Source organism: Melghirimyces profundicolus (genome assembly GCF_003054245.1).
GTDB classification, from domain to species: Bacteria; Bacillota; Bacilli; order Thermoactinomycetales; family DSM-45169; genus Melghirimyces; species Melghirimyces profundicolus.
Window position 1 is genome coordinate 1 of the sequence record NZ_QBKR01000058.1, and the last position, 2,796, is coordinate 2,796.

Below are 2,796 nucleotides of genomic sequence, written 5' to 3' on the forward strand. Positions count from 1 at the left end.
GTCGGCATCATCCTTCAGGGTGATCTTGTGGGTGTTCCCGGCCTTGAAGGCGTAGGTGCCGAGTTTTTTCCACTCGGTCTCCGAGCCCGAGGCGATGTTCTGGTTCACTTCCACCGTGGTCGAACCGCCGTCATACTCGATGGTGTAGGGGGCGTTGGTGGCCCGGTCCTTGTATTTCTGGTAGCTGACCCAGACTTCATAGTCCCCGTCTTTCGGGACGTTCAGCTTCCAGGTGAATTAAAAAACCAAGTACGAAGCGTACTTGGTGAAAGAAACGAGATGCCTAACCCTTTTTCCTTTTAAAAATCCTTTCTTCCCGGTCCTTTCGCTTCAACGAGAGAATCCCACCTGTCAACAAAGCAATCGGCAGGAAAAAGTTAAAACTGCCATCCGGTGCCAAAACCACTTCCACCAACGTATAAAGAAAGGCCATGATAAGAAAGAAGATTCCCATGTGCTTGATTTTCACCGTTTTTTGCCCTCCCTATTATTCACTTCTTGGATTACGTACCACAGGCAGTATTTTCTCTTCGAAATCTTGGATATTCATCTCTGTGCGATATCCTTTTTCCCCTATGAATGTAGGATTCTCCCTCTTTTTTGTATTCTTCCATCTGTTGTTTGACTTTTGAAGGAAGTCTCCAAAGATCAACCTTTTTAACGTCTTCATTTCGTTTCCTAAGGGGGCCGGGCATTCTTGCTCATGATCTAATTATCCGGATTCCTTATGTTTCGGAACATATCTTCCATTTTTTTCTTATCCTCTTCCGATCGCTCCCCCCGCATGATATTGTCATGATTTTTCTCGATAAACTCCATAAACTCATCTCCTAGTTTCCATCGATCCGCCATTTTGTTGTTTAACCGTTTTAACCGTTGAACTGTCCACCATAATCCAAACTCTGAAATCGACACTTTTGAATCAATATAGTCTATTAATCTTTTTCTGGCTTCATAAGTCTGAATTTGAACATAATTTTTCAAATATGATCCTTTTACCATTTGCATATCATATTTATCCAGTGTTTCTCGGCTTTCCGCTGTGCAAATTTTCGTCTCAGATAATTGATTAATAATTTTCATCCCTTTTTGGTAGGCTTCCTTGATCCGTTGTTGCTGCTTTATGAAGGTTTTTGGCACCCGGTAAAATGCCTCCAAATCTTCTACAATATCTGGAGGCATTTGGTCCCTCAAAGCCTGATCCACTTTTTCCAGTAATCGAAGCACCTTTTCATGGGTACGAATCGTTCGACCTGCCCACTGTTTTCCTATTTTGGATATATCCTGAGCTATGGCATCCGTACTCTTGGCTATAAAAAACACCGGTTTTACTTCTGACTTTGGAGGAACTTGACCATCTTCGCGAATGACCAATCCATCCTGATCCGGAGTATATTGAAGATAAAAATAGTATTCCTCTTCATATTTAATTTTACAGAAGAAATGAACATACCTTTCCCCTTGTTGTTGATATTCCTGAATTCGCTCTTGAATATGGGAAGGTAAAGATACCTTATCCCCAAACAAAATCTTCTTTAATAACTTCATGTTATCCTCCTTAAATGTGAAGTCGGACCGGACATCGTCCGGTCCGACTGTTAAAATCACACTAATTTACCAATCAAACAACGTTTTTCGGTTTTGATAGATGGCACTACCTGCCCATAAAGCACCTCCAGCCAGAGCGACCAATGGAGCGGCTGCTCCAGTCGCCGGAGCCGCAGTTGATCGTATGATTGGCCATTTAAATAATTAAACAGATTCTACTAACGCTTTTAACTCTTTAATACTTTGACTCTTTATAATCGACTGATTTAATTTCCTTATACTATCAATGAATTCAATTGTTTTCTTTTGTATTTCAATTTGAAAGTCTATTTTTTTAATAGTTACATCTTTCCAATCACCATACTTATAATTATTAAAAGGAGCGGTTACGATAAACTTATCAATAAATGTATTATCAATATACATTAAACTTACTTTTATTATATCTTTGTTATCTAAAAACTCAAACCAAACATCTGATTCAATATGCTTTAAAGCTACATAATTACTTTTGTTTAGTTTTGATGCTGCTTCATTTAATAAAACAAACCATGTAATCAAGAGTTCATCACCAAATGGGTCCTCTTGATTATAATATCCATATTTATGTCCACAAAAATCTAATTCAATTTGGCCCTCTATATCTCTATATTCACTATCAAATTCTTGAACACTCAATTTTCGGAGTATTTCCATATCCTCCTTCGATATTTTATAATTTATTTTAAACATAATACTCCTCCATTATTTATAGCGAAGGAGGATGTAATATCCCCCCTTCGCTATAAAGTTTTAATATCCAAAATACTTTAAGTCGAAATTGTGTGGTCCCCAAGCTGACTTAAATTGGCCGTTTCTTAAAGCAACTGTTATATTTTCACCATAAACTTGATACGTTCTTTGACCAGTATTTAATCCATCATCCACAGCTTTATTATATGCAATTTCGGCAGCTGAGGCTATTTTGTCTCGCGACCAATTGGGATTAAAGAAACTTCGTTTCTGAAGTTCTCTCTCTACCGCTTCCCTTGACATATTTTTCATTCGATGTGGAAGTTGCTTTTTAAACGATTCTACTGAATGTCTACTTATAATATGTTTAATATCCTTTTTTGTAAGCTTTAAGCCTAATTGGGATGCTGCTTTGCTTCCCCCATTCGACCATCTTCTGGACAAACTCTCAAAGCCTTCATCAAGTGCGTTTAAGAGTTTATTACCACCTTTGAAGATTCTCCCCCAAGGTGTACT

5 protein-coding genes are annotated in these 2,796 nt (G+C 38.2%); all 5 read right to left on the reverse strand.

Going from position 1 to position 2,796, the window contains the following annotated elements; genetic code table 11:
* Positions 1-225: golvesin C-terminal-like domain-containing protein (locus tag C8P63_RS20165; protein WP_483869528.1), on the reverse strand; the 225-nt coding region annotated here is incomplete at its 3' end.
* A 58-nt stretch (positions 226-283) separates the two neighbouring features.
* On the reverse strand, positions 284-469 hold the full coding sequence (locus C8P63_RS18610; protein WP_108026885.1) for a hypothetical protein: 186 nt from the start codon (positions 467-469) through the stop codon (positions 284-286).
* A 239-nt stretch (positions 470-708) separates the two neighbouring features.
* Complete coding sequence (locus tag C8P63_RS18620) at positions 709-1,548, reverse strand: hypothetical protein (RefSeq protein ID WP_108026891.1); 840 nt, start codon at positions 1,546-1,548, stop codon at positions 709-711.
* 204 nt (positions 1,549-1,752) lie between these two features.
* Entirely contained in the window at positions 1,753-2,244 is a 492-nt protein-coding gene (locus C8P63_RS18625) for a hypothetical protein (RefSeq protein WP_146172225.1), read from the reverse strand.
* A 96-nt stretch (positions 2,245-2,340) separates the two neighbouring features.
* Positions 2,341-2,796 (reverse strand): hypothetical protein (locus C8P63_RS19330; RefSeq protein ID WP_170109770.1); only part of this gene is annotated, 456 nt, incomplete at its 5' end.